This window comes from Methylobacterium oryzisoli (assembly GCF_046557895.1).
In the GTDB taxonomy this organism is placed as follows: Bacteria; Pseudomonadota; Alphaproteobacteria; order Rhizobiales; family Beijerinckiaceae; genus Methylobacterium; species Methylobacterium oryzisoli.
The window spans coordinates 1-26,202 of record NZ_JBKIBX010000035.1; the positions used below are offsets into that span (position 1 = coordinate 1).

A 26,202-nucleotide genomic window follows, 5' to 3' on the forward strand; every position below is an offset into this window, starting at 1 on the left:
GGCCAGTTTGCCGGAGGCGGCTTCCAGGTGGCCCCAGGCCGCGTCGCCGAACTTGGCTTTCCAGTCCTTGTCGAAAGCCGGCGGCACGGCGCCGGCCTTCCCGAGCGCTCGCGGCCTGCACGAGGCCGCGGGTGCGTCCGCACTCAGCGGCGCGGCATCACGGCAGCTCGCCGCGCCGCCGCCTCTCGGCGTCGTCCCAGGCGGTGAGCGGCTGGTAGTCGGGCACGAAGCCGAGCCCCTTGCGGGCGTCGGAGGAGACGGCCGTCTGCGATGTGACGACATCGACGAGGGCCGGCGCGTTCGCCAGCGCCCGCGCGATCGCGGCCGGCAGATCCTCGGGACGTTCGACCCGCTCGCCATGGGCGCCGAGCGCCCGCGCCATGCCGGCGTAGTCGGAATCGGCGAGCAGCGTGCCGACGACCCGGCCGCCGTAATTGGTCTCCTGGTCGTAGCGCTCGATGTTCCAGGCCGCGTTGTTCGACACCACGATCACCGCCTTGGCGCCGTGCCGGACCGCGGTGTCGATCTCCATGGCGTTGATGCCGAAGGCGCCGTCGCCGGTCACGCAGATGACCTGCCGCTCCGGGTGAGCCAGGGAGGCGGCGACCGCGTACGGGACGCCGACGCCGAGGCAGCCGAAGGCGCCCGCATCCATGTAGGTGCGCGCCTCCAGGCCGATCCGGGCGAAGCTCAGGAGATCGCCGCCATCCGCGACCGCGATGTAGGTCGGATCGGCGGTCTCGCGGATCGCGTCGAAGATCGCGTTCGGATGGATGCGGCCGTCCGATCCCGTCGCGGCCTTGGGGCCGCCGCCCGTCATGCGCTCGCGGTGGCGGCGCCGCAGCCCTTCGGCCCAGGCGTGCTCGAGGGCGGATTCGCGATTCCCCGCCGCCTCGACGATGGCGGCGAGCGCGAGCGCCGGCGTGGCGAGCAGTTCCGGCTCGCCGCGGCGGTTGTCGATGAGCTCGCCCGCCGTATCGGCGATGCGCACGAAGCGCGCGTGCGGGAACACCGCGGGCGAGCCGTAGCCGAGCTGGTAGTCGAGCTTGCGCCCGACCACGAGGACGACGTCGGCCTCGCTCATGGCGGCGGCGCGCATGGCGCCCACCGTCGCGGCGTGATCGGGCGGGACGAGGCCGCGGCTCTCCTGCGTGTCGAGGTAGACCGCCCCGAGCGCGTCGAGCAGGCGGATCAGTTCGCCGCCGGCCTGGCGTGCGCCCCGGCCCGAGATCACCAGGGGGCGCTTGGCCGACCAGAGCACATCCACCGCCGCCGCCACGGCGGTGGGGTCCGGCGGCAACGGCCGCGGCGCCTTCGGGCGCATCCAGTCGTCGAGGACGAGCGCGCGAGGCACGTGCGCCCGCAGTACGTCGGTGGGGATCTCGACGTAGACCGGACCCGGCTCGCCGGCATCGCCGAAGGCGCGGCTCACCGCCTCGTCGAGTTCCCGGATCACCTGCTCGGCGACCCGCGCCGTGCGCGACTGGCGCGTGATCGGCCGCAGGATGTCGACGTGAGGGATGTCTTGGAGCGGTCCGAGATTGGCCTGCGGCCGCGAGGTGCAGCCGCCGATCAGCAGCACCGGCACCCGCGCCAGCGCCGCGTTGGCAATCCCCGTGACGCAGTTCGTGACGCCGGGTCCCGCCGTCGCCATGCAGACCCCGAGTTCGCCGGTGAGTTCGGCGTGGGCGTGGGCCATGTGCACGGCCGCCCCCTCGTCGCGCACGTCGACGATCCGGATGCCGAGCCGGGCGGCGTGGTCCCAGATCGGCTGGATGTGGCCGCCCTGGAGACCGAAGATGCGCGCGACGCCGCGCGCCTTCAGGAACTGCGCGATCCAGGCCGCGCAGGATTGCTCGTCCGCATTGAGGTCCGTGACCGGCTGGGCCGACTGGCTCATCTCTCTTCTCCCTCGATGGTGCGTGCGTCGGTGCGCTCAGGCGCGCGCGCCGACGAGGTGCTCCTTGAGCTTGCGATGCAGGTTCTTGCCGGTGGCCGTGCGCGGCATGGCCTCGTCGGCCAGGAACGAGACGGAGCGTGGGCGCTTGAAGCCGGCGATCCGCTCGCGGCACCAATCGAGGATCGCGGCCTCGTCGGCCGCCGCGCCGGGCCGCAGCACCACGACCGCGTGGACGCGCTCGCCCCAGGTCTCGTCGGGCAGGCCGATCACCGCGACGTCGTGCACGGCCGGGTGCCCGCCGATCGCCGCCTCGACCTCGGAGGGATAGATGTTCTCGCCGCCGGAGATGATCATGTTGCTCTTGCGGTCGACGAGGTGGATGAAGCCGTCCGCGTCGCGGCGGGCCATGTCGCCCACCGTGCAGTACTCGCCGCGGAAGGCCTCTCGCGTCTTCTCCGGGAGCTTCCAGTAGCCGTCGAACAGGTACGGATTGCTGCAGTAGAGTTCGCCCGCCTCGCCGTCCGGCACCTCGTGTCCGGCTTCGTCCAAGAGGCGGATCGGGGCGGAACCGACACATTCGCGCCCGACGGAGCCGAGTTTCGTGAACTGCTCCTCGGGATGGAGCATGGTCGCCCAGCCGACCTCGGTCGCGCCGTAGAGTTCGTAGAGCCCGGATTTCGGAAACATCTCCATCACCGCCCGCTTCGTGTCGGGCCGCGCGGGGGCGGACGAGATCATCAGCCGCGTGACGCGGCTCAGATCCTCCCGCTCGCGCACGGACGCGGGCAGGCCGAGCATCATCGCGTAGTGGGTCGGCACGAGCGAGGTGAAGGTGGTGCCGCTCTGCGCCAGCACCCGCACGCAATGCTCGGGGTCGAAGCTCTTGCGCGAGTACACGCTGGTCGTCGCGCCGCAATAGCTGAACGCGCCGAAGAAGTAGAGCGAGTTCGCGTGGCACATCGGCATGACGAGGAGGGCCGCGTCGGGGCGGTGGATGCCGAGTTCGATCTCGGTCACGAGCGAGAGCATCGCGGCGCCGCGATGGCTGCGGATGGCGCCCTTCGGGCGCCCGGTCGTCCCTGAGGTGTACATCAGCATCCAGGGGTCGGCGGGATCGACCGCGAGGCCGGGTTCGGCCTCGCTCGCGCCCGCGATCAGGTCCTCGTAGCCGCGCAGGCCGGCCGGGCAGGGGGCCGACCCGAACCAGACCACGCGCCCCTCCGGCACCGGCAGATCGGTGCGGATCTCCTCCAGGGTCGGGGCCAGCTGGTCCTGCACGATCAGGGCTGCGACCTCGGCATCCTCCAGGATGAAGCGGACTTCCGGCCCGACCAGCCGGAAGTTGATCGGCACCGCGACGAGGCCCGCCTTGGCGGCCGCGGCGTAGATCTCCAGCCACTCGACGCAGTTGTAGGCCAGCACCGCGACGCGGTCGCCCTTGGCGAGCCCGAGGCCGAGGAGCCCGTTGGCGAGGCGGCAGGCCCGCGCGTTCCATTGCCGAAACGTCATCGCGCGCTCGAGGTCGCGCGCGCCGATCCGATCGGGCTGCAGGCGCGCCTGGACGGCGAGCATCTGCCCGGGCGTCAGCACATCTCTCATCGATCGCTCCCGTTGGAATGGCCGCGGGCGGGGCGCATCCGGCCGCGCTGCCGAGGGACCCGGGTCCGGCCCGGGTGCGGCCCGTCAGCCGATGTCGCCCGCGTATTTCTGCACCAGCGCCCAGGCGTCGGCACCGAACTTCTCCCGCCACTGCGAGTAGAACTTCGTGCCCTTGAGGGCCGTCTGGAAGGCCATCGGGTCGACGGTGTTGAAGACCAGTCCCTTGGCTTCCAAGTCCTTCTGCAGGTCGATATTGGCCTTGGCGATGTCGTCACGCTCCTTCAGCGCCGCGGCGTTGAAGTGCTTGACCATGATCGCCTGCACGTCGGCGGGGACGCCGCGCCAGACCCGCCCGCTCGCCATCATCCAGAAGCCGTCCCAGGCGTGGTTCGTCAGCGAGCAGAATTTCTGGACCTCGTAGAACTTGGCGAAGTTGATGAGCGCGAGGGGATTCTCCTGGCCGTCGGCGATCTTGGTCTGCAGGGCGGAATAGGCTTCGCTCAGCGGGATGCTGACGGGCGCCGCGCCGAGCGCGGAGAACATCGAGACCCAGAGGGGCACCACCGGCACGCGGATCTTGAAGGCCTTGAGATCGGCCGGTGTCCGGATCGGCTTCGTGCTGGTGGTGATCTGGCGGAAGCCGTTGTCCCAGGTCGCCTCGAACGGCACGAGGTTGGTCTTCTCGATCGCGCGACGGATGTAGGCCCCCACCTCGCCGTCCATCGCCGCCCAGACCCTGTCGTAGTTCGGGAAGGCGAAGCCGAGCACCGTGAGCGAGGTCGCCGGCACCAGGGTCGAGACCACGGTGCCCGGGAAGGTGGCGAGTTCGAGAGCGCCGGAGCGGATCTGGGACAGCATGTCCGAGTCGCTGCCGAGCTGGTTCGAGGGAAACAGCGCGATCTCGACGGCGCCGTTGGTCTCGCTGGCGATCGCGGCGATCGCCTCCTTGATGCGCACGTTCACCGGATGCGGCACCGGAAGATCGGTACCGAGCTTGAAGCTGAGCTTGGTGCCCTGTGCGAGTGCGGGGCGCGGGAACCCGCCCAGGCCCGCGATGGCCGCTGCGCCGAGGCCGGACGCGAACAGGTGTCGCCGAGTGAGACCCGTCATCGCTTCTCTCCCTGACTTGAATCCTACCCGAGACCCCGGCCTCGGGATCCGGTTTTTGAATTCGGAATTCGAATTTGGTGTTCGCTATTGCACGGCCGGCCGCTTTGCGCAACACGGCGTTCCATGAATCTGTCCGAGAGAGTTCCGGCCGTGGCCAGCGACGCGAAGAGCCGGGCGAGCGTGACGCGCCACCGGCTGGTGGAGCAGGTCTACGAGGCGATCTTCAACGAGATCACCGAGGGGCGCCTGGCGCCGGGCACGCGCCTGATCCAGGACGAGTTGGCCGAGGCGTATGGGGTCTCGCGCCAGCCGGTGCAGCAGGCCCTGCTCCTGCTGCGCAACCACGGCATCGTGCGCGACGCGCCGCGGCGCGGCCTGATCGTCTCGCCGCTCGAAGCCTCCTTCGTGCACAATTTCTACGAGGTCCGGGGCGTGCTGGAGGGGCTGACGAGCCGCTTGGCGGCGCAGCGCAATCCCGAGCGCGCGCGGCGGGAGGGACCGCCCCTGATCGCCGCGGGGCGCGCCGCGATCGCATCCGGTTCGGTCTCGCAGCTGATCGCGGCGGACATCGCCTTCCACCGCTTCCTCGGCGAGATCGCCGACAACCCGATCATCGTCGAGACGGTCACCCCGCACTTCAACCACCTCCAGCGGATCATGGGCGAGGTGCTGCGCGAGGACGAGACGATGCCGGGGCGCATCTGGGAGGAGCACGCCGCCATCCTGGAGGCCGTCATGGCGGGCGACGGTGACCGGGCAGACCGGCTCGCGCAGCAGCACATCTCGCGGGCCGCCACGGTGTTCGTCGCCCGCCTGCGCGCGCAGGAGGACACCTCGGCCGAGGAGACCCGCCGCCGCCGCGTCAGCCGCTGAGGCACGCCGCCTCAGGCGAGCCAAGCGACGACGAGCGAGATCGTGAGCAACGAGGCATGCGAGCGTGGATCGCCGGGCACCCGCGATCCCGAACCGACCCGAGACGCCTCGACCCTTGCCTCAAGGACGAGCTGCCGGCGCGCGCGTTCGCCAGAGAGCCGCACGCCATCACCTCCGAGGGCTTCTGCCGGAACGGGCAGCGTTCACCAGCCTCTCGGAGACGGGGCGAGCCATCGCTGGCACGCGCCGGAACGCCCCCTCATCGAGCGACAGCGGACCTTCTCACATCGGTAAGGCAGGCGGTCGCGTCACTCCGCAGCCTGACGCCTCGCCCGCAGGGCCGCGAAGATGCTGGCGGGTGTCGCGGGCATGTCGATGTCCCGGATGCCCACGCCCCGGTCGAGGGCGTCGACGACCGCGTTCATGATCGCGGGACACGAGCCGATCGAACCCGCCTCGCCGGCTCCCTTGATGCCCAGCGGGTTCGTGGTCGAGGGCACGTTCTTCGTCTCGAAGGAGAAGAACGGGACATCCTCGGCCCGCGGCAGGCCGTAATCCATGAAGCTGGCCGTGAGGAGCTGCCCCTCCGCGTCGTAGACGGTGCGCTCGTGCAGCGCCTGTCCGATGCCCTGAGCCACCCCGCCGTGCACTTGGCCGGCGAGAAGCAGCGGATTCACCGTCATGCCGAAATCGTCGCACACGGTGTAGCGCACGATGCGCGTGATCCCGGTCTCGGGGTCGAGCTCCACCTCGGCGACGTGGGTTCCGTTGGGATACGTCGCGCTCGGGGGCACGAAGTCGCCCCTGCCTGTCAGCATCGCCTCGGTGGCGCGCGGGAGCGCGGCCAGCGTCGCGAAGTCGATGCTCCGGTCCGTACCGGCGATGCGGACGGCGCCCTGCACGATCTCGATGTCGCCGATGCCGGCCTCGAACTCCTCGGAGGCCAGGTCCTTGAGCTTGCGGGCGAGGTCCTTCGAGGCGGCGTCGACCGAGATGCCGCCGACCGGGATCGAGCGCGAGCCGCCGGTGCCGGCTCCGGTGGCGACCCGTGCGGTATCGCCCTGCACGACCCGGATCCGATCGGGCGGAAGGTCGAACTGCTCCGCCGCGAACTGCGCGTAGGCCGTGGCGTGCCCCTGACCGTTCGACTGGGTTCCCACGTAGACGGTGACGCCGCCGTCCTTGTCGAGGGTGATCCTCACGTCCTCGCCCTCGCCCCACGCCGTGCACTCGATGTAGGTCGCGAGGCCGATGCCGCGCAGGCGTCCGGCGCGGCGGGATTCCTCCCGGCGCGCCTCGAACCCCGCCCACTCGGAGGCTTCCAGGGCGCGGCCCATATGCGCCGCGAAGTCTCCGGTGTCGTAGATCCGATCGCCGATCGGCGTCGTGTACGGCATGGCGCTCGGCGGGATGAAGTTGCGCCGGCGGATCTCGTCCTGGCCCAGGCCCGTCTCGCGCGCGGCCCGGTCCACGAGCCGCTCGACGAGGTAGGCCGCCTCGGGGCGTCCCGCGCCGCGGTAGGCATCCACCGGGACCGTGTTCGTGTAGACGCCCCGCACCCTCACGTGCAGCGCCGGCGTGCGGTAGACGCCGGTGAGCATGGTGGCGCCGAGATACGGGATGTAGGGGCCGAACTGCGACAGGTAGGCGCCGAGATCGCCGATCACGTCGAAGCGCATGGCGAGGAAGCGGCCCTCGCCGTCGAGCGCCACCTCGCCGATCGAGAGATTGTCACGCCCCTGCGAGTCGGCGAGGAAGTGCTCCCCCCGTTCCGAGACCCACTTCACCGGCCGTCCGAGCCGGCGCGCGGCCTCGGCCGCGAGCGGGTACTCGCGGTAGGTGAAGGTCTTCGTGCCGAAGCCGCCGCCGACGTCGCCGGTGATGACGCGAAGGCTCTCCTTCGCGACGCCGAGGACGCCCGCCAGGGTGTCGCGCAGGCCGTGCACGCCCTGGCTCGGGATGGTGAGCGTCAGGCCCCCCGTCGCCCCGTCCGGCTCGGCGACGACGCTGCGCGTCTCCATGTAGTTCGTCACGACGCGCTGGTTCTCGACCGCGATGCGCACGACCCGCTCCGCCGCCGCGAAGGCGGCATCGGTGGCCGCCTTGTCGCCCAGGCTGGCGTCGAAGGCGACGTTGTCCGCCGCCGCCTCCCAGACGCTGGCCGCACCGCTCGCCAGGGCGTTGCGGATTCCGATGGCGGCCGGCAGGACCTCGTACGCGATGCCGATCGCCTCCACGGCGTCCCGGGCCTGCGCGACGGTGTCGGCCACCACGAAGGCGACGGCATCGCCGATGTGCTTGACGGTGTCCTTCGCGAGCACCGGGATGTGCGCGAGATGGTTCTGGCTCCCGTCGTCGTTCGGGACCGGTGCCTGGCACTTGATCTCGCCCAGGTTCGCCACCTCGGCGGCGGTGAGGACGAGGTGCACGCCGGGCATGGCGCGGGCGGTGGCGACGTCGGTGATGCGGAGGCGGGCATGGGCGTGCGGGCTGCGCAGCAGGGCCGCGTGCAGGCAGCCCTCGGGCGCGTGATCGTCGCCGTACCGTCCCGCCCCCGTGAGAAGGTGCGCATCCTCGATCCGCCGCAGCGGCTGGCCGATGCCGAACTTGGTGATCGTCATGAGACCCTCGCTGGACCCCGCAAGCGTTGCACATCCGGGAGGACGCAGGGGGAGCGCGGACCGTGGCCGGCATGCGGCTGGCCTGCCGAACCGCGATCCGACCGAACGCGGCGCTCCGCTCCCGGTCCGCCGCCCCGCCAGCGATCGTCCGCACGGGCTCCCGGCAGGGTCGGCACGCCGCGCCGGACGATGAGCGCGCACAAGGCTCCATCCATGGGGCGGCATTCCTCCCGGGCCGGCCGAACGGGCGAGCCGGTCATTGGTCCCCAAGCGTAACACATCGACGAGGAGGCGTCTGCGTGCGGCGAACGCCGGCAAGGTCTGCGCCGGCCGTCAAGCAAGCATGCGGCGGTGCGTGGCGAAGGCTCTTGACGTCCCGCTGATGCCCGTTACCCTTAGTTGTAAATGCGTCGTCAAGACGACGCACAAAAGAACCCGGGAGGAAGCAGATGCCGGGATCTGGATCGGTTTATTCCGTCCCTACGGCCGAGCTCGGCTGATGGACACTTCTGCTCTTCGCTCTATACGCCATCTTGCCTTAGGGATGGCCGGTCTGGCCGGTTCCTCGGCGGCCTGCCTCGCGGGCGATCTTGAGATCGTGAACGCCTGGATCGCCCCGACGGCGCAGACGGGATCGGACGTGCCGCTCCAGATGGCCGTCCTCAACCGGGCGAACGAGGCCGACGCCCTCCTGCGCCTGCGCTGCCCCTTCGCGAATTTCAGCGAGAAGGTGACGGTCGATCGGGGCGGGGAGGGGCCTCCGGCCCGACGCCCGATCCCCATCATCGCGATCAAGGCCGCGGGCGAGACGGCGCTCACCTCCGAGGGCGTCCACGTCATGCTGCTCCAGACCCGTCAGCCCCTCGCGGAGGGTGAGCGCTTCGTCTGCGCGGCGAGCTTCCGGAAGGCGGGCCCGATGGAGGTGGCGGTGGATGTCCGCCGCGGCCCACCGGGCCGGTGACCGGGGCTCGCCCCGTTTCGGATCGCCCGCCCATGGCCGCACGGGGCGGGGCGACCACGCGGATCATGGCGGCCGCCTGGAGGAGATGTCGAGATGATCGAACCCTGCACGCCGTGGTCGCGGCGGTTTCTCGCGGCCGCCTCGCTGCTGGCGCTCGCCGCCGTTCCGGTCCGCGCCGCCGACACCGTCACGCAGGACCGCCTCCTCAACGCCGACAAGGAGGAAGGCAACTGGATCCATCACCACAAGTCCTTCGCGGGCCATCGCTTCTCGACGCTGACGCAGATCAACCGCGACACCGTCAAGAACCTCAAGGTCGCCTGGACGCTGCAGCTCGGCGGCATCGAGGGCGGCGGCATCTGGAGCCACGGCGGTCTCGAAGGCACGCCCATCGTCGAGAACGGCTTCATGTACGTCACGGACGGGTGGGGGTCGGTCTACAAGATCGACACGCGGGGGGGCGACGGGAAGCTTCTCTGGAAGATGGATCCCAAGACCGACAAGGAATGGGCCGGAGCGGTGGCCTGCTGCGGCGTGAACAACCGCGGCGTGGCGCTCTGGGGCGACTTCGTCGTCAGCCACACCCTCGACGGCCGCCTCATCGCCACCAACAAGGAGACCGGCCAGGTGGCGTGGCAGCGCCAGGTCGCGGATCCCGACAAGAGCGAGACCATCACGGGTGCGCCCCTGATCGTGAAGGACATGGCGATCAGCGGCGTCGGCGGGGCCGAGTACGGCATCCGCGGCTGGATCGCGGCCACCGACCTCAAGACCGAGAAGGAGGTCTGGCGCACCTTCACGATCCCGGGCAAGGGCGAGCCGGGCTCCGAGACATGGAAGGGGCCGAACGACGCGGCCGTGAGTGGCGGCGGCTCGACCTGGGTGACCGGCACCTACGACCCGGCCACCGACCTGATCATCTGGGGCATCGGCAACCCGGGTCCGGACTGGGACAACGCGTACAGGCCCGGCGACAACCTCTACACCGACTCGACCCTCGCCCTCGACGCCACGACCGGCAAGATCAAGTGGCACTTCCAGCACACGCCGAACGATCCCTACGACTACGACAGCGTGTCCGAGAACCTGCTCGTCGACGCGGGCGGGCGCAAGCTCGCCATCGAGGCGGACCGCAACGGTTTCGCCTATGCGGTGGACCGGACCAACGGCCAATTCGTCTGGGCCACGCCCTTCGTCAAGAAGGTCACCTGGACCCGGGGCATCAACCCCGACACCGGCAAGCCTTTCGAGTACGATCCCTCCAAGGACGTGCAAACCTACATCGCCGCGAACACGCCGAGTGCCCAGAACAAGACCGCTGATTTCTGCCCCGGCAACATGGGCGGGAAGAACTGGCCGCCCACCTCCTACAATCCGAACCTGCAACTCTGGTACATCCCGGTGATCGAGAGCTGCAACCGAGTCACGCACGAGGCAATGACCACGGCGAGCCTCAAGCCACGCGAGTTCTTCACCGGCGGCGGCCCGACCAACCCATTCCGGATCACCGGCAGCGTCACCGCCATCGACGTGAAGACCGGCAAGGTGGCGGGCAAGCACGAGACGCCGTTCCCGCTGCTCGGGGGCATGCTCTCGACGCCGGACCTCGTCTTCACCGGCGAACCCTCCGGCGGGGTGATGGCGCTCGACGCCAAGACCCTCGACAAGCTCTGGGAGTTCCGGACTGGCGGCGGCGTCAACGCCCCCCCGATGACCTTCTCGGTGGACGGCAAGCAGTACATCGCCATCTTGGTCGGCCTCGGCGGCGCCTGGGACAAGTGGTTCATCGACTCGACGCCCGAGTTGAAGAGCATCCAGCCCGGTTCGACGCTCTACGTCTTCGCGCTCTGAGCCGGTGCGCATCGGGCGGGGCCTCGGCGGCCCCGCCGCCCCGGGGGACGACGGCATGATGAAGCGACGTGTCACGATGCTGGCGGCGACCTTCGCGCTCCTCCCGGCCGCGGGATGGGCGCAAAGCGCACGCGGCGGCACCGACGACCTCCAAGTCTACAAGAAGGCCTGCGCCGGCTGCCACAAGTGGCATGGCGACGGCGGCGGCGGCTACGGCGGCGAGGCCTTGTCGCTGCGCCGGACGAATCTCACCAAGGAGCAGATCGTCGAGGTCGTGAGGTGCGGTCGGCCCGGTACGGGCATGCCGCTCCACGAGCGCGGCGCCTATGACACCGTGCGGTGCTACGATTCCCTGCGCGCCGACATGGGATCCACCATGCCACCGGAGGCGGCCGCCTTCCTGCGGGCAGCGGAGATCGACGCCGTGGCGGCCTACACGGTCGAGCGGCTCAAGGGTAAGGGCGAGCCGACGCTGGCCGAGTGCACCGCCTTCTTCGGCACCACCTCGCGGGCCTGCGACATCTACCGCAAGAAGGAGACGAGCGATGGGGCTCAGAGCGCGTCGCATTGAGATCGCGGCCGTGTGCGTCGGACTGGCCTCCGCCGCGGCCGCGGCACCGGATCCCACCGATCTGCGCGATCTCAAGGTCGGCATGCCCATCGCGGAGATCTCGCCGAACGGTTACGCCGACCTGATCTGCCGGGACGGCCCACCGCGCAAGCTGGCCGGCTGGGACGAGTGGCGGATCTGCCCGGCGGATGCCGTCGGCCGCCACGCCATTGGGTTCGCGTTCGCGGAGGGAACGACGCGCAACGGCACTCGGGTCGGCGGCCATCCCGCTCACCTGACACTCCTCGTGGGCGAGCAGGCGCGGGTCGAGGGTCTCGTGATCGAGACCGACGACGAGGTCCCGCTCTACCTGCGCAAGAAGGGCCACCTGCTCGGCCTGCAGGCGCGAGGCCACTGGGGCGAGGAGGGCTGGACCTGCGCCGCCCAACAGGCTGCCGGCGATGAGGTGCCGCTGGGCGACACCTTCGTGAAGGAGGAATGCCGCAAGCAGCTGTCCGACCGGACGGTCACGGTGCTGCGCGAACTCTTCCACTACGCCGGCCGGGGCCCGCGGGCCTTCGTGAGCCGGACGCGGATCTCCGTCTCCGTGGCGCGCTGAGCCTGCGCTGGCCCTGATCGCCTTTAGCCGCGTCCGCCGGCACGTCATCCCCCCGTGACCTGCGGTGCGTCGGCCCGGACGGCGAGGTCGGCGCCGACCGCGGCATCGATGTCGGCATCTCGAACCTGCCGAGTACCGTGATCGTCGATGATGCCGATGCGTCGAGCCTTGCCTCGACGCGGGACGCACGTGTCTCCATGCTTCGACACATCCAGGATTCGCACGATCGTCGCGATGGCGGTTCCGGCGAGACGATGCCGCCACGCTGCGCCCCAGCCTTGAGCCGGATGGTCCCGCCGGGGGCCCGTGGCCCCGCACCGATGCGCCGCAACGATCACCGCTGTCACGCAGTTGTTCAGATTGCGCCGGCCCCGTCCGCCTCGTGCGGGCCGGTCCGACGGAAGTGACCCATCCGGAGCGGTGGATCGCTCCGCGCGGTGAGCACGCGGCGTGCGGCCCGCCCGGATCGGCACGGGCCGGTGGTCCCATCCAGGGAGGAGCGATCAACCTCGCGCGAACGGGCCTGGAGTGCATTCCGACGAAGTGGTCACCGGTTCGTCGAAAGAATACGCGTCAAAACAACAACCTAGAGACGCCGGCCTGATGCAGTCAGGTCGGATGCGGCTCCAAGACACGACAAAGAACGGAGGAGATGCCATGGCCGACCCGACCACCGGGACGGGGACGACGCCATCGTCCGCGGCCGTCACGAGCGGCAGCGATCCGCTGCAGTACAGCCCCGACCAGATGCTGAGCCTCTGGACGGGATGGATGGAGCAGATGTCGACGGCGCCGCAGGTGCTGCAGAGTGCGGCTTGGCCGACCCCTTGGCCCACCCCCATGCCACACGTACCGCTGGCCGAGGACGCACTCGCCCGCCACTTGGCCAAGGATCCCCTGCTGCGGTCGATCGACCAGATCTGGAACGCCAATCCGCTGAGGGAGGTGGTGCCGATCGACTGGGCGGGGATCGCGTGGGCATTGCGCACGGTCTGGCTGCGCTCGATGAACAGGTCCGAGGCCGCCACGTCCCTGATGGATCTCGGGCAGGGCGTGTGGCAATCGCTGCTCACCACCTGGGACGAGGCGGGGCGGAGCTGGCTTGGCCTGTTCGGGCTCGCCACGGAACCGGCCCCGACGGGCCGGCCGGACAAGAGGTTCTCCGCCCCGGAATGGCGGACGAACCCGGCCTACCTCGCCCTCAAGGAGCTCTACCTCCTGGCCTCCGACTGGCTCTTGGAGCGGGGCGAGATCGACGACCTCGATCCGGCCGAGCGGCAGCGCCTCACCTTCCATCTCCGGCAGTTCGTCGATGCGATGAGCCCGGCGCTGGTGCTGATGTCGAATCCCGTGGCCCTGCGCAAAGCCCTGGAAACCGGCGGCGCGAGCCTCATCGACGGAGCCCGCCACCTCGCCGAGGACCTCGCGGCCGGCCGCCTCAGCATGGTCGACGCGAACGCCTTCGCTCCGGGCCGCAATCTCGCCCTCACGCCCGGCAAGGTCGTCCACCGCAATGCGCTGATGGAGCTGATCCAGTACACGCCCGCCACCGAGCAGGTCCGGCAGATCCCGCTCCTCATCATCCCACCCTGGATCAACAAGTACTATATCCTCGACATGCAGCCCAAGAACAGCATGGTGAGATACTTGGTTTCCCAGGGCTTCACGGTGTTCCTGATCTCCTGGCGGAACCCGGATGCATCCATGGACGGGACGGGCATGGAGGACTACGTCGATCTCGGTCCCTTGGCGGCGAGCGACGTCATCCGCGAGATCACCGGCAGTGAGACGGTGAACGCAATGGGCTACTGCATCGGCGGGGTCCTGCTCACGCTCACCCTCGCGGTCCTGGCGGCGAAAGGCGATGCGCGCTTCAACGCGGCGAGCTTCATGGTCTCGCCCCAGGATTTTTCGCGCATCGGCGACACGGCCGTGTTCATGGACGAGCCGACCCTCGACCTCGTCGAGCAGCAGATGATGGAGCGCGGCTACCTCGACAGCCGAGCCATGAGCAACATGTTCAATCTGCTGCGCTCGAACGACCTCATCTGGTCGAATGTCGTCAACAATTATCTGCTCGGCAACAGACCGCCTGCTTTCGATCTTCTCTACTGGAACAGTGACAGCACGCGGATGACGCGGGCGGCTCATAGCTGGTACCTGCGCAACACGTACGTGGAGAACAACCTGATCGAGCCGGGCAAGGTCAGCCTCAAAGGGGTGGCGATCGATCTCGGGCGGATCCGGCAGGACACCTACGCGGTCGGGTGCGAGAAGGACCACATCGTGCCGTGGGACTCGGCGTGGCGCATCTCGCAGTTGTTCGGCGGAGCCGTGCGCTACGTCCTGGCTTCGAGCGGCCACGTGGCCGGCGTCATCAACCCGCCGGGCGGGAAGGGCGAGTACCGGACCGCGCGGGATGGTGAGCCGCAGGCCGCGACGCCGCAGGACTGGCTGAAGGGCGCTGAACGGCACAGCGGGAGCTGGTGGCCGGATTGGTCGGCGTGGCTCGCGGCACGGTCCGGCCCTCTGACGGCACGACCGACATTGGGCAGCGACCGGCACCCGCCGCTCGGGGACGCGCCGGGCACCTACGTCCTGCAATCCTGACCGTCGTCCGCACGTGTCGTCCGTCTCACGCGTGAGCCGGGCGACGCATTCGCACCCAGCCGCGCATCCATCCCGTCACCCCGGCGTGGAGCCCTGCTTCAAGGTGACGAATCACGGCACGCTCTTGGATGCTTGGCGTCATGCGCCAAGAGCGACGCTCTCGACTCCGCGCGCAGTGACGTCAGCCCTCATCCTATGGGCGTAGGAGCGGCGCATGAGATCAGAGGGCTCCCCGACGCACCTCCATGGCCACAAGGGCGACGTCCGGCGAAGGATACCGGACAGGCATGCGAGGCCGCCGCCGCCCGGTGAACCGCCTGGACAAACCCGCCGATCAGCAGCAAGCATAGAGTGGTGCCGCTCCCTGCCTTCAGAGGGATATCGTGCGCTGGTCAACTCTGGCAGTCCTCGGACTGGCTCTCCCGCTTGCACCAGCAGCCGTCGCCGATCCGCTCCGCTTGGTCGGGACCGCCGGGTTTCTCGGAGAATGGTCGCTGTCCGCGACGCTCCAGCCGGTCGCCACTCCGGGCAGCGGGGCTGAGTTTCGCGGTCCGCTGATGATTCGACATACCGGGCTTTGCACGCCGTCAGGACCGGCGGAGTTCACTGGCGAAGTCAACGTGCGCCCCTCTCGGAGGGACCGCATCGCGGTCGGGTTGAGCAGCGCACTGTTCGAGGCTTGCAGCTTCACGGGCTCACTGCCAAGCGAGCCCGGCAGCATGATGCGCTGCAAGAACAACCAGTCTTATCCTTTGACGCTGAAGCGCGCGCCATGATGCGCAGTCGGGAGCGGCCGGCGCACCTCCGAACCGGTTGGATCTGGTCGGCTTACCAACAGAGTGACCCGCCGTGGTCAACGGCTTCGACAGCCGACAACGGGTCGCCTGGGCCCGCTGCCTCTGACAGATCCTTGATGACGCGCTCACCGATGCCGAGCCGGCATCCGCTTCTGCGGTGAGCACTCCCGCCTCAGCTGCCGCCGACTAGGCCCGTGCCATGCATCGTCTCATGAAACGGTTTCGGGCCGCGAATTGCCGACCGAAGCGTTGCAGCTTCGCCTTCTTGAGGCACTCCGCCTGTCGGGCGGAGCGCTCGGCGGCCGGCTGTTCAAGTGCCCGAGCGGCTGCATCAACCGAGCCGAGGGCCCATGCGAGGATGAGCGCTCCGAGAAAAGCTTTCATCATCTCCTCCCGGCGCGCCGCGCCTCCGTCACAAGACGATGCCGACAGTTATCGTGAGAGCAGATCGCTCTTGACGCCTGGCATCATCGGCAATGCCAACGACATACACTAACATGTACGCTGGAACGGAGGTACCCCGTTTCGGTTTTTTCCTATTAGGCAGGCATTCCCTGCGCTGCCGGGACGAACTGGAACTGCCACACGATGGCGATGATGAAGCGCGCGAAGGCGACCGACGCTTCGGCACCAAGCCGATCTCGCGGGCCAAGCGGCGCGTCTCGCGGGCCAGAAAGCAGCTGCCGCTGTCGTCAGCACCGCCACCTCGGCCTCCGTTCCCGTCGCTCGAACGGGTGTTGCCTGGCCGCGGTCGCGCTTCGGAGCCGATCCATGACCTGAGCGAGAGGCAGCAGACATGGCAGGGAGTGCGCGGTCAGAACACGGTGTGGTCGCCGCGCTCGGCCTCGGCCTCGCCCCGGAGCAGGCGCGCGTAGTAGTCGAACAGCGTCTCGGACCCGGTGCTCGGCGTCGCCGCCGCGTCGTACCGGCCCGAGGCGGGGTCCAGAACGAGCATCGACTCCGTGGCGTAGTAGCGCCCGATCCGCGCGAGCTCGGCCTTGTCGGCCAGCGAGGGGACCACGCGTCCGGACGCGGACAGGCCCCAGACAACGGCGTCCAGCAGAGCCACCGGCACGTGCCGGAAGCGCGGGGGGCGGCCGAGCAGGGCGAACAGCGCCTCGCCCTGCGCCTTCGGCGTGATCGCCTCGCCCGGTCCGCCGATCGGGAGGACACGGTTGCGCCGCTCGCGCTCCTCGATGCACCCGGCGAGGTAGCGGGCGAGGTCGTCGTCGCTGATCGGCTTGCAGGCGGTGAGTGCGCCGTCGCCGAACAGCAGCCACGGCCTGCCCCGCCTGACGCGCTCGAACTGCCCGGAGAGCGACTTGAAGAAAGCCGTGGGCCTGACGATCGTGTAGTCGGCCCCCGAGGCGATCAGGGCGCGCTCGAAGGCCAACTTGGCCTGCTGGAACGCGAGCAGCGGTTTCTGGACGCAGATCGCCGACAGCAGGACCATGTGCCCGATGCCGGACGCCCTGGCGGCGGCCAGCAGCGCCAGGTGGGCGTCGTGATCGATCGCCCAGGCGTCGCGAGGGCGCCCGGTGCGCGAGGCGAGGCACGAGAGCAGCGTGTCGAAGTGCTCGCCGCAGAGGCCGTCGCGCGCGAGCGAGTCGGCATCGGTCACGGTGCCGAACCGGACAACGGCGCCCGCGGGCAGCCCGAGGCGCGCGGCGGCATCCGAGCCGGGCGACCGGCCTGGGCCGGACCTGACGAAGCAGACCACCTCGTGACCGCGCGCCACCAGGGCCCGCGCGGTTGCGCGACCGATCGTGCCCGTCGCGCCGACGAGGAAGACCCGCCGCCCGCGATGGCCGAAGGACCCTTGCGCCATCGTTCCCCCCACGATCGCCTCCGCGACCATAATGCCGTCCGCCACCGCCGTGGGCAGCCACGTCCCGGGCCTCAGGCGGCCAGCAGGGGAAACGTGACCCCGAGGACCCAGGCGAAGGCGACCGCGTTGGTGAGCCCGCCGACCGCGGGGTGCCCCGTCCGGCGGTAGGCCCAGGTGCCGAGCACCCCGTAGATCAGGAACAGGACCACGATCGCCGGCACGATGATGACGAGGAAGAACAGCCGCCCCGGGTCGAGAGCGACGGCCACCGCGAGCGACAGCAGGAAGGCCAGCTTCGAGGCCGGGTAGGCCCAGCGTGCGCCGCCCACCCCGTGCGTCAGCCACTCGTCGGCGAGGAAGTAGGGCAGCGTGCCCGCGAACATCGCCAGGATGATCGGCACCCGCCCGGACGCCGGCACCAGGGAGGCGACCCAGGCGTCGATGAGGCCTCCGAGACCCACGACCGCGTACAGGGTCGCGGCCAGCGCCGCGCCGACCAGGGCAGCCCGCCGCGGCGGCGCGGGGGCGCAGCCCGCCGGCCGCGAGCGGACGAGCAGCAGCCCGCCGGCCGTCAGCAACCCGTACAGCGCGAAGTGGGCCGCGACGTAGTCGGCGACCAGGACGGGGAGGAAGTGGGTCGGCACGACGCGCAGGATCAGCGGCGTCAGCACGGCCGGGCCGACGAGCAACGGCCACAGCCGACGCCCCGGCAATCCGGCGCCGGCGGGAGGGTCGGCGACTACCGGCAGGAGCCGCGACAGCGGCCAAGCCAGCAGGACGGATCCCGCGAGCAGGAGCACGATCCATGGGCCGCGATGATCGAGCGCGCGCGCGGTGCGCCCCGGCCGATCGAAGGCGGCGTCGAGCCAGCCCTGGGCCTCGTCCATGGAGCGCGGGCTGAACAGGACGCCGATGTGCTCGACGCTCGGGCTGAAGGCGGCGCGCCGGGCAGTGCCGAGGACAGGGTCGCCGTAGGTCACGCCCGCCTGCGGCGGCAGCGGAGCGCTGGCGAGCCCCACCACGCGCAGCGCCTCCGCCTTCAGCCGCCCCTCCCAGTCGCCGGCGATGACGAGGAGGTTGCGCGGGCTCGTGGCCGTGGCGGTGCGCGAGAACATCGAGACGGCGATGGTGGCGCCGGCATCGGGCACCTGCTGCGCGGCACGGATCACGATGTCGGAGGCCATGGAATGGCCGAGCAGGGCGATGCGCCCGTCGCTCAAGGCCCGCGCGACGGCGAGGACGCGCAGGGTCTCGTCGACCAGCGCCCGGGTCGTCCCGCCCTCGCGCGTGACGTCGCCCGGGAGCGGCCGCGGGTTGCGGCCGTGGCCGGGGAGGTCGAAGGTGATCGCGACGAGGCCGTTGCGGGCGAAGGTGGTGGCGAAGGCGGCCATGAGCGGCTGCGAGCCCGCGAAGCCATGCGCCAGGACGACGACGGGCGCCGGTCCGCCGCCCTCGGGGCGATACACCGTCGCGGGGGTCGTGCCGATCACGACGCGTTCGATGCCGAGCCCCGCCTGTTGGCGAAGCAGCATGAGGAGACCGAGCCCGATCGCCGCGGCCGCGACGAGGGCGGTTGCGGCGCGAATGAGGCGCCGGGACGGTCGGCTCATCGGTTCTCTCGCGGGACAGCGAACTCCGTCACGCGATGACGCCGAGCGGGGTCCGTCGTTCCCGTGGTGCAGAGGGGGTGGGCGCCTCGGTTCAAGCGGTGGCACGCTCTTCGGAGCGGATCACCGTCTCCCAGACGGGGGATTGGCTCCCACGTGACAGCGTTCGCTGCACGAAGGTGCCGATTGCCCGCATTCCGAAACCACCAAGCTTCACCTGTGCGCCGCTGAGCGCCCCGACCTGGAAGGACGCGCGCCGTCGCAGCGTCGGTCAGCCACCGGTCCGGCGCGCCCGTGCTCCCGCGGCAGCCCGGCCGGCCCGAGCCGCACACCCACGACGTTCGCCGGGCGTCCACCATCGACTTGTTGGCCGTTCACGGCGCACACGGCCGCGTCATCAATGGTGATCGCCGGTTGGCGCCCCCGTGGAGTCCGGGATCGCTACCCGAACATTCTGCATCATGCCCTGATCCTCGTGGTCGAGGATATGACAATGCAAGACGAAATCGCCGATGTAGCGCTCGTAGCGGGTCCGGAAGGTGACGAGGTGGCCGGGCTGCAGGAAGATCGTATCCTTCCAAGTGCCTTTCATCCCCGCGAACTGGCTCAGCCCCGTGTCAGTGAGAGCGCTCACATCGACGCCGTCGGCTTCACGGATGATGGAGACGATCTCGAACGGATTGACGTGGATGTGGAAGGGATGGCCTCCCCCTCCGAAGGAGCGCAGCTTCCATTCTTCGGCCTTGCCGAGCACCAGCACCCGGTACTTCGTGTGATCGTAGGGTTCGGCATTGATCAGCGCCCCGCCCGCGTCGATCTCGCCGACCACGAAACGAGGCCCCGGCGCGATGTTGAAACCCACGCTCTGGTTCCCGTCGACCGTCGAAATGGGGGCATGGTGCATGAAGCCCGTCAGCTTGAGGCCGCTCGCGAGATCGCTGATCACCCGGCCGCGGACAGGGGCCGGCATGTGCTCGGCAGCCGCGAGGATCAGCGCCGAGAGGATGCGATCACGGGCCGTCATCCCATCGTTGCCCGGTCCGTCACCGACCCGGACGTAGCCGAGCAGTTCCCGTCCGTGCGGCTGTCCGTTGACGACCTGGACCGGTTCCAGCTCGCCATCGATCACACAATAGGTTCCCTTCTCAGGGAAGCTGATGAGCAGATCCTCGCGATAGCCCGGCTGGAAATAGGTGTCGATGCGCTCGTGGATGAAGGGACGGGTCAGTCCATCCGTCGCGATGCTGAAGGTGGTGAGCGGCGCGCCTGTGCAATGCTGGTCGACGAAGGCTTGCTGAGCAGCCTCGGAGGTTGCGCGAAACGCGGCGACCGCCGCCTCGGCGTCCGGCGCCAGCTTGCGGAACCGAAGCCGCACGGTGTTGCGAATGCCGCCATGGATGACGCGCCAACGCTCGATCGTGTTGGCGCTCGCTCCCCGGAAGGTCGGCAGGACCTCGCCGTTGAGCGCCGTGTGCCGGCGCGAGGTTGGCCACGCGGTGGGAGCCAGCTGGTCGGCCTTTTCGATCGTGCCGACATCGCCCTCGTCGCAACGCCAGGAATTGTCGGGATTCCGCTTGATGCCGGTCGCGTCACGGCAGGCATAGGCGATCTGCTGGAAGAGCACGACCCGCTCGCGGAACGGCTTGCCGCCGGGCTCTCGCAGCAGCGTGTCGATATCGCCCTGACTGATCGAGCCGTCCGCCTGCAGCGCTGGCGGTCGGTCACCCCTGATGATCAGTGGACCGGCCATGCCGCTTGAGACTTGGACGGCGGTCGAGCCGTGCAGGTGGGAATGGTACCAGAATGTGCCGGCCGGATGGTCCGACGGGATGTTGTACTCGTATTGGAAGCGCACGCCCGGCCGGATCGTCAGGAGGACGTTGTCGCTGTTGCCAGACGGGCTGACGAAGAGCCCGTGGGCATGGTTGTTGAGCGAATTGAAGCAACGCAGCGTGTTCGTCGCCTCCGAGCCGGTGCAGCTCGGATCGGCGACCGGCAGGTTGTTGAACAATCCCATGCGGAACGTTTCGCCGGGCCACAGCTCGACGAGAGGCCCGACAAAGGGAATCCGCTGATCGGCCGCCGGGCCGACATAGGAGCGGAGTTCGACCTTGTCGCGCTTGCCGGTGGCAGGGTTGTAGATCGAACCTTTCTCGTAGCGCACTTCGAGATCATAGAAGATCTCGTTGCCGATTCCGCGACGGCCGCGAGCGGCAGGGGAAGCAGCTTCGGCGCGCATGGTCGCGGCAGGAGAGCTTTCCGCGGCGCCGCGCATGAGCGCGACAGGCGGATCGCGTGCAACGCGGGCGTCGTCCTGCGCCAGCGATCCGCCGGACCCGATCACGGAAAGCATTCCAGCTGAAGCGATCGTGGCAATCTGCGCCGGACTTTTTCGCAAATTCAGACCGAGAGCACGCAACGTTCGAGACTGGGACATCATCTGCTTCCCCGTCATTTTTCGTCGTTGAATGAATCGTGGCCATTATGTCATATGCAATCACGAAGACAACTGGAAATTGTATTTGTACGCGCTCGAGCGGGGTGGCCGAAGAGCCGGGCTTGAACCGTGGCCATTGCGAAAGGGTGCAGGACAATGACCTTGAGTGGATCCGACAACTCCGATGCGGGCGGATCCGACCATCTCGCCGCATCACGTGGCGAGATGAGCTCCGACGCTGCGGCGATGACATTCGGCGTTCTACGGCCGGCTCGATTCCGTGCCGCCATATGCGGCTTGACAAAGTGCAACAGGTGCTCAGCACAAGCATAGCCCGGCGGGCGAACCTCGCCAGTCGCAATCAAGTTCAGGATGGTGTCGGAGTGATGCGTTGCGCCTTCGGCTGACAGGTGCACGTCCATACGCGGCGATCACGTAACCCCGGAGAATGACTTCAGGAACAATGCCGCAGTGAGCTGGTCTGGCGATCACCGACAATCATCGCACGCTGAGGCGCGATTCGCCGTGCTGGACGCGGCAGACGATGCACTGGTGAGCAAGGACAATGAGGGCGGCACGAGCAGCGGCCATCCTTGCTGGAACGGTTTCTCGATCCCGGCTATCGATGCTTCGTGGAGAGGGCTGTCATGATGAGCGATCAAGCAGCAATCGGCAGAGCGGCTGGTCAGTCGGAACTGGAGCCTAGCCTGCATCGCGTGATGGGGCCGGGGCTGCTGCTGCTCTTCATCGTGGGCGACATACTGGGCACCGGCATCTATGCGCTCACCGGCCAAGTGGCGAAGCAGGTGGGCGGAGTCGTCTGGCTTCCCTTCCTGGTCGCCTTCGGCGTCGCGCTGATCACCGCCTTCAGCTATCTCGAACTCGTGACGAAGTACCCCAAAGCCGCAGGCGCTGCCCTCTACACTCACAAGGCTTTCGGAATTCACTTCGTTACCTTCCTGGTCGCATTCGCCGTGATGTGCTCTGGCATCACCTCCGCTTCGACTGCCTCCAGAGCCTTCGCGGCGAATTTTTCGTCCGGCTTCAGCCTCGGACTGGAGGGCACAGGCATCACGCTGGTTGGTCTGTTGTTCATGGCACTTGTCGCGATCATCAATTTTCGCGGCGTCGGCGAAAGCGTCAAGGCGAACGTGGTGCTCACCTGCATCGAGCTTACCGGCCTCTTGATCATCGTTGCCATCGGCCTTTGGGCGCTCGGCGCAGGACGAGGCGACATCTCTCGTGTCCTCGTCTTCGAGCCGGCGGGTGACCGAGGCGTGTTCTGGTCCGTCATAGCGGCCACGACACTGGCCTTCTTCGCCATGGTCGGATTCGAAGACTCGGTGAACATGGCCGAGGAATGCAAGGACCCGTCTCGGATCTTCCCGAAAGTGCTCCTCACCGGCCTTGTCTCGACCGGGCTCATCTACGTTCTGGTATCGATCGCAGCCATCACCCTGGTTCCAGCGGCCGAGTTGGCCGAGGGCGAGACACCACTCCTCAAGGTCGTTTCAGCCGGTGCGCCCGGTTTCCCGCTCGGCATCTTCGGTGCGATCACGATGTTTGCGGTGGCCAACTCGGCTTTGATCAACATGCTGATGGCCAGTCGCCTCGTCTACGGCATGAGCCGTGAAGGTGTGCTCCCATCGGTTCTGGGGCGGGTGCATCACAGCCGGCGCACCCCGTACGTTGCAATCGCCTTCACGTCGGTTCTGGCGATCGGACTCATCACCTTCGTCGGTGCGGTGCCGGCCCTTGGCGGCACGACGGCGCTTCTCCTTCTCGGGGTCTTCGCCATAGTCAACATCGCCGTGCTGGCACTTCGCGGAGACAGAGTCGACCACGAACACTTCAGAACTCCGACGATCCTGCCGATTCTCGGGGCAGTCTCGTGCGCATTTCTGGTCGGACCGTGGACCGGCCGCGCCGCGATCCAGTACACGATCGCAGGCATTCTGCTCGGTATCGGCGTTGTTCTATGGCTGGCGACGACGATCGTGATGCGTTCGCAGGCGCGAAGACTGTCAGAAAGTGAGCAGCCGCAAGGCACCCGCTCTGGGCCGGTAAATTAAGCGGGACATGATTGGACACATGATCGGCATGTCATCGCAGCCTGGGATCCGAGAAAGGCGGGTTGCCTGGCTCCGGTGTCGTCTGACGCGAGTGCATGACGCGCTCACAGCCGCCAGGACGATACGCCAGCTGGATGTATGGTCCCGGGATTCGATGGTGTGGGTCGTGGATGAACCTGGATGGCTCGTCCGTCCAGGCTTTGCAGATGGCTTCGTCGGGCGTGAGGCCGCGTAGCTCGCTGCGGTTCCTACCAGCCTTGGGCCGGGCGGCTCCAGGCGGCCACCCGGAAGCCTGCCTGGCTGAGGCTCGGTCCGTCACATCACATACCGTGACCGAACATCTCGTCGACCGTGCCGGGGCCATCGGAGCAGCGTCGACCAAGAGCCTCTCTCGTCCATGCCGCAACATTGCTCCCCAGCGTGTTTCAACAGAAGAGGAACACGAGCAGAGCCGCCACGATCATGGGCGTACCCTCGCGATAGCTCTATCTTTTTTTCCTGGCGGAAAGAACTTCAATCCGCACCTGCAGAAAACTGGGATCTTCGACTACCAGCCGACGACGGTCCCGTCGCTCATGACGGCGTGTCGGGTATGGATGATCTCGGGTGCGTACGGATGCCGGTCGCATTCCGCTTCATCGACGGCAATGCCGAGACCCGGTGCATCCGGAACCTCCCAGAAGCCATCAGTCATCTTGATGGGTCCCTGGACGACGTCGAAATACCAGTCGACCGCGCCGACCATCTCTTCCTGGATGACGTGATTGGGCGTCGAAACAGCGAAATGCAGAGCCGCCGCTCCGGCGATCGGGCCGAGCGGGTTATGCGGGGCCACGCCGACGGAGGCGGCTTCGGCCATGGCGGCGATCTTCTTCGCCTCGCTCAGGCCGCCGCAATGGCAGATGTCCGGCTGCATGATGCTCACCGCCTGTGTCGCCAGGAGATCCGCGAACTCCGCTCGATCGGCCAATCGTTCGCCCGTCGCCAGCGGTACGGAGGTCCTGGCCGCGAGCGCCTTGAGGGCTGCGGTCTCACCGGGCGGCAGGGGTTCCTCGACGAACATCGGGCAACCCGGGGCGAGCGCCTCGATGTAGGCGAGGGCAGCGGAGACACTGGCCGGCCTGCCGTGGAAATCGACCATGACCTCGATGTCGGGTCCGACGGCCTTGCGCAGGGCGTCCATCATCCGGAAGACCTTGTCGACCTCGGCAAATGGCGCGTGGTAGTGCGTGTAGGGAATGAAGACCGCCTTGAAGGCGCGGTAGCCCTTGGCGACGACTTCCTGCGCCCGGTCGACCAGGGGGATCGCGTCCAGCGTCTCGTAGACGGCACGCATGTCGCCCAAGCCGACTTGCGTATAGACCGACACCCTGTCGCGAACCTTGCCGCCCAGCAGGCGCCAGACCGGCAGGTTCAGATCCTTACCGAAGATGTCCCACAGGGCCATCTCGATGCCGGACACCGCGCTCATCCCGATGACCCCGAGGCGCCAGAATGAGTGCTTCTTGAGAACGCGGACGATCTGCTCGATGTCGCGTGGATCCTTGCCGATCAGGAGGGGTTCCAGATCGTCGATGGCACCCACGACGGCTTTGGTCTTCCATTCGAGTGTGGCTTCACCCCAGCCGAACAGACCGCTCCGGTCGGTCTCGACCTTCACGAAGACCCAGTTGCGCATGTCGGCATTCACGACGCGTGCCTTCACCCGCACGATCTTCATGCGCCGCCCCCTGGGTCCGCGCCGGCGGCGGACCGCGTGCTATTTGTATGATGTTATCGAGAATTGGTACGATTTATACCCGGTGTCAAGACGGCCTCTTTGGCGCTCCGCCTCGTGCGGTCGAGCGACCGCCGCGGCGGCCGGCCGGCTGCACGCGGTGATCGCGCGTCACGCGTCCTTCAAGTCGGCCTGAGCTTTCGCGATCAGCGTCACCATGGCCTGACGCGCCTCGGCAGGGCGCCTCAATCGAATGGCGTCCAGGACGCAATGATGCAGCCGTAGCACCTCCGCATGGGACGGTGTGATGCGATTGGTGAGCTGAAAGCTCGCAAGCAGGGCGGCCCGGATGGCGGATCCGAATTGGCGATAGATCGGATTTCCGCTCGCCTCGATGATGGCGGTATGAAACCCGAGATCGGCGCTGCTCCAGTCGTCAGTGCTGCGAGACTCCGCCGCCACCATGCCGAGATAGGCGTCCTCGATCGCCGACAGCTGTCGGGCCGTCGCACGCTCCGCCGCCTTCGCGGCGGCCTCAGGCTCCAGGAGCATGCGAGCCTCAAGAAGCGCCGGGTAGAGGCCGCGCCCCGCCCCGTGCTGCATGGCCGCGCCGAGGATGGTCGGTTCGAGCAGGTTCCAATTCTCACGAGGCAGTACGACTGTGCCGGCACGCGTCCTCGATCTCACCATTCCCTGAGCGTTCAGGAACTGCATCGCTTCTCGAAGCGCAGTCCGGCTCACGTTGAACTCGAGCGCGAGTTCCCGCTCGTTGGGCAACGTGGCGCTTTCCGGATAGTGACCGGAAACGATCAAGGCGATCAGCCTGTCGAGGAGAGCCTCCTGAACACGACGGCGTCCACTCATCATCGGACGAACAAATGGCTCCTGCTTCTCACGTCGCTGGTCAGCCTTGATGCCTCGCAGATGTGGATCGAACGATTGACCTCACGTGATCGCCAAGAGATGAGCCCCGCTCAGTCTCGCCATCCTAGGTTTTCTTGCGGAGCGATACAACGCGTCAGCGACACGAGCGGCGGAGCGCTCGACCGC

The 26,202-nt window shown here is 68.3% G+C and carries 16 protein-coding genes and 1 pseudogene; 7 read left to right on the plus strand and 10 right to left on the minus strand.

Features of this window, described 5'->3' with window-relative positions:
- Positions 1–157 precede the first annotated feature (157 nt).
- From ACKUB9_RS25395 to ACKUB9_RS25405, 3 genes are all read right to left on the minus strand, one after another.
- Positions 158–1,900 carry a 2-hydroxyacyl-CoA lyase gene (locus tag ACKUB9_RS25395; protein WP_407528447.1) on the minus strand — a complete coding sequence of 581 codons (1,743 nt, stop codon included), beginning with the start codon at positions 1,898–1,900 and terminating at the stop codon, positions 158–160.
- A gap of 36 nt (positions 1,901–1,936) precedes the next feature.
- Positions 1,937–3,499: a class I adenylate-forming enzyme family protein gene (locus ACKUB9_RS25400; RefSeq protein ID WP_407528450.1), complete on the minus strand. Its 1,563-nt coding sequence runs from the start codon at positions 3,497–3,499 to the stop codon at positions 1,937–1,939.
- Between the two features lie 84 nt (positions 3,500–3,583).
- Complete coding sequence (locus ACKUB9_RS25405; RefSeq protein WP_407528453.1) at positions 3,584–4,609, minus strand: TRAP transporter substrate-binding protein; 1,026 nt, start codon at positions 4,607–4,609, stop codon at positions 3,584–3,586.
- Between the two features lie 150 nt (positions 4,610–4,759).
- Between ACKUB9_RS25405 and ACKUB9_RS25410 the strand changes: the two genes are divergently transcribed.
- The gene (locus ACKUB9_RS25410; RefSeq protein ID WP_407528455.1) at positions 4,760–5,482 is read left to right on the plus strand and encodes a GntR family transcriptional regulator; all 723 of its coding nucleotides are present in this window, start codon (positions 4,760–4,762) and stop codon (positions 5,480–5,482) included.
- Positions 5,483–5,790: 308 nt separating this feature from the next.
- On the opposite strand, the gene ACKUB9_RS25415 is transcribed toward ACKUB9_RS25410, so the two are convergent.
- Positions 5,791–8,103 (minus strand): xanthine dehydrogenase family protein molybdopterin-binding subunit, encoded by a 2,313-nt coding sequence (locus ACKUB9_RS25415; RefSeq protein WP_407528456.1) that lies wholly within the window; start codon positions 8,101–8,103, stop codon positions 5,791–5,793.
- A 598-nt stretch (positions 8,104–8,701) separates the two neighbouring features.
- Here ACKUB9_RS25415 and ACKUB9_RS25420 point away from each other — a divergent pair.
- The 5 genes from ACKUB9_RS25420 to ACKUB9_RS25440 all read left to right on the plus strand — a co-directional run bounded on the left by ACKUB9_RS25420 (position 8,702) and on the right by ACKUB9_RS25440 (position 14,694).
- Positions 8,702–9,064, plus strand: coding sequence for a copper chaperone PCu(A)C (locus ACKUB9_RS25420; RefSeq protein ID WP_410823877.1), 363 nt, complete (start codon positions 8,702–8,704; stop codon positions 9,062–9,064).
- A 93-nt stretch (positions 9,065–9,157) separates the two neighbouring features.
- Positions 9,158–10,915 carry a PQQ-dependent dehydrogenase, methanol/ethanol family gene (locus tag ACKUB9_RS25425; RefSeq protein WP_407528459.1) on the plus strand — a complete coding sequence of 586 codons (1,758 nt, stop codon included), beginning with the start codon at positions 9,158–9,160 and terminating at the stop codon, positions 10,913–10,915.
- A gap of 55 nt (positions 10,916–10,970) precedes the next feature.
- Positions 10,971–11,486, plus strand: coding sequence for a c-type cytochrome (locus tag ACKUB9_RS25430; protein WP_407528461.1), 516 nt, complete (start codon positions 10,971–10,973; stop codon positions 11,484–11,486).
- Entirely contained in the window at positions 11,461–12,084 is a 624-nt protein-coding gene (locus ACKUB9_RS25435; RefSeq protein ID WP_407528463.1) for a hypothetical protein, read from the plus strand. Before ACKUB9_RS25430 ends, ACKUB9_RS25435 begins: the two co-directional genes overlap by 26 nt.
- Before the next feature lie 657 nt (positions 12,085–12,741).
- Positions 12,742–14,694, plus strand: a complete 1,953-nt coding sequence (locus ACKUB9_RS25440) for a PHA/PHB synthase family protein (RefSeq protein WP_407528465.1) — start codon at positions 12,742–12,744, stop codon at positions 14,692–14,694.
- 1,611 nt (positions 14,695–16,305) lie between these two features.
- Here ACKUB9_RS25440 and ACKUB9_RS25445 read toward each other — a convergent pair.
- The 3 genes from ACKUB9_RS25445 to ACKUB9_RS25455 all read right to left on the minus strand — a co-directional run bounded on the left by ACKUB9_RS25445 (position 16,306) and on the right by ACKUB9_RS25455 (position 21,279).
- Complete coding sequence (locus ACKUB9_RS25445; protein WP_407528533.1) at positions 16,306–17,319, minus strand: NAD(P)H-binding protein; 1,014 nt, start codon at positions 17,317–17,319, stop codon at positions 16,306–16,308.
- Between the two features lie 71 nt (positions 17,320–17,390).
- Positions 17,391–18,929 carry an alpha/beta hydrolase gene (locus ACKUB9_RS25450; RefSeq protein ID WP_407528467.1) on the minus strand — a complete coding sequence of 513 codons (1,539 nt, stop codon included), beginning with the start codon at positions 18,927–18,929 and terminating at the stop codon, positions 17,391–17,393.
- Positions 18,930–19,323: 394 nt separating this feature from the next.
- Positions 19,324–21,279, minus strand: coding sequence for a multicopper oxidase family protein (locus ACKUB9_RS25455; RefSeq protein WP_407528468.1), 1,956 nt, complete (start codon positions 21,277–21,279; stop codon positions 19,324–19,326).
- A gap of 731 nt (positions 21,280–22,010) precedes the next feature.
- On the opposite strand from ACKUB9_RS25455, the gene ACKUB9_RS25460 reads away from it, so the two are divergent.
- Positions 22,011–23,435 carry an APC family permease gene (locus tag ACKUB9_RS25460; protein ID WP_407528469.1) on the plus strand — a complete coding sequence of 475 codons (1,425 nt, stop codon included), beginning with the start codon at positions 22,011–22,013 and terminating at the stop codon, positions 23,433–23,435.
- Between the two features lie 133 nt (positions 23,436–23,568).
- Here the strand turns inward: ACKUB9_RS25460 and ACKUB9_RS25465 are convergent.
- From ACKUB9_RS25465 to ACKUB9_RS25475, 3 genes and pseudogenes are all read right to left on the minus strand, one after another.
- Positions 23,569–23,685, minus strand: a pseudogene (locus tag ACKUB9_RS25465) (IS481 family transposase); the annotation flags it as partial.
- A 297-nt stretch (positions 23,686–23,982) separates the two neighbouring features.
- The gene (gene dgoD / locus ACKUB9_RS25470; protein ID WP_407528471.1) at positions 23,983–25,155 is read right to left on the minus strand and encodes a galactonate dehydratase; all 1,173 of its coding nucleotides are present in this window, start codon (positions 25,153–25,155) and stop codon (positions 23,983–23,985) included.
- A gap of 168 nt (positions 25,156–25,323) precedes the next feature.
- A complete protein-coding gene (locus ACKUB9_RS25475; RefSeq protein WP_407528473.1) occupies positions 25,324–26,019 on the minus strand; it encodes a FadR/GntR family transcriptional regulator in 696 nt (231 codons plus the stop codon).
- Positions 26,020–26,202 lie beyond the last annotated feature (183 nt).